Genomic DNA, 1,426 nt, shown 5'->3' with positions numbered 1-1,426 from the left:
GTGCAGAAGACCTTATCAGGTTAACAGCAAGATACACAGTTGCAAGAATGCTTGAAAGGGATGACTTTAAGAAAAGATTTTCTGAAAATAAACCTATAGCTATACATGAATTTATATATCCACTTTTGCAGGCCTATGATTCTGTTGCTATAAAAGCAGATGTTGAGCTTGGTGGTTCTGACCAGAGATTTAATCTTTTAATTGGAAGAGATATTCAAAGGGAGTACGGCATAGAAAAACCTCAAGTTGCCATTTTACTACCTCTTCTTGTTGGAACTGACGGCGTTAGAAAGATGAGTAAATCTTACGGAAATTATATCGGAATTACCGAACCACCGGAAGAAATGTTTGGGAAATTAATGTCTATACCGGATGAGCTTATGTGGGATTATTGGAAATTCTTAACTGACCTTACTGAAGAAGAAATTGAAAAAATGAAAGAAGATGTTGAGAAAGGCATTTTACATCCTATGGATGTGAAAAAAGAGCTTGCAATGTATATTGTAGAAAGATTTCATTCAAAAGAAGACGCTGTAAAGGCAAAAGAACATTTTGAAAAAGTTCATTCTAAAAGAGAGCTTCCTGAAAATATTCCTGAACCTGAAATTATTATCTCAAGTGAAGAAAAGAAAATACCTTTATATGAACTTGTTTATAAATTAGGATTTGCCTCTTCAAAATCAGAAGCAAGAAGGTTGATTAAAAGCGGTGCAGTTAAGATAAACGGAGAAAAGTTTACAGATTTTAATTTTGAGGTTGATTTAAGTAAAGAATTTGTCTTGCAGGTAGGAAAAAGAAAATTTGCAAGAATAAAACCTGAAAATATTAAAATTGGTTAGATTTTGAAATTTGCAGTTAACTGTCTATTATTAAAGTTAAGAATATTTCAAAGAAGGTGATTGAAATGCCAGCAGTGCTTGAACAAAGTAAAAAAAATGTAAAGCCGTTAAAAGCTGAAAGGTTTAAATATAAATTTAAAGTTAAAGATTTAGAAAAAATGTATGAGGCAGGAATTTTTAAGCCTGATGAAAAGGTAGAGCTTTTAAATGGAGAGGTAGTTAAATTGAGTCCGATAGGATTAAAACATGCAATTGTTGTGGATAATTTAGTTGAAATTTTAGGAGATTTAATTAGAGAAGACAAAAATTTGAAAGAAACTTACAGTCTAAGAATCCAAAACCCAATTTTTCTATCTCAAGAAAATCTCCCAGAGCCTGATGTTGCAGTTGTTGATAAATCCTTCAGAAAAGAAAAACAGCATCCTAAGGCAAAACATGTTGAGCTTTTAATAGAAGTTTCAGATACAACCCTTGAAAAAGACCGTCAGCTAAAACTTCCAATTTATGCAAAATATAAAATAAAACAGGTATGGATAGTAGATTTGAAAGAAAATCAAATAGAAATTTATACAAATCCTACAAAAAAG

The 1,426-nt window shown here is 31.3% G+C and carries 2 protein-coding genes; both read left to right on the top strand.

What is annotated here, in order from left to right; all coding sequences use genetic code 11:
- Positions 1–839 (top strand): tyrosine--tRNA ligase (tyrS, locus tag HG1285_RS01600; RefSeq protein ID WP_008289356.1); only part of this gene is annotated, 839 nt, incomplete at its 5' end.
- A 65-nt stretch (positions 840–904) separates the two neighbouring features.
- Positions 905–1,426 (top strand): Uma2 family endonuclease (locus HG1285_RS01605; protein ID WP_008289355.1); only part of this gene is annotated, 522 nt, incomplete at its 3' end.

Source organism: Hydrogenivirga sp. 128-5-R1-1 (genome assembly GCF_000171895.1).
This window is presented reverse-complemented; position numbering and strand designations above follow the sequence as displayed.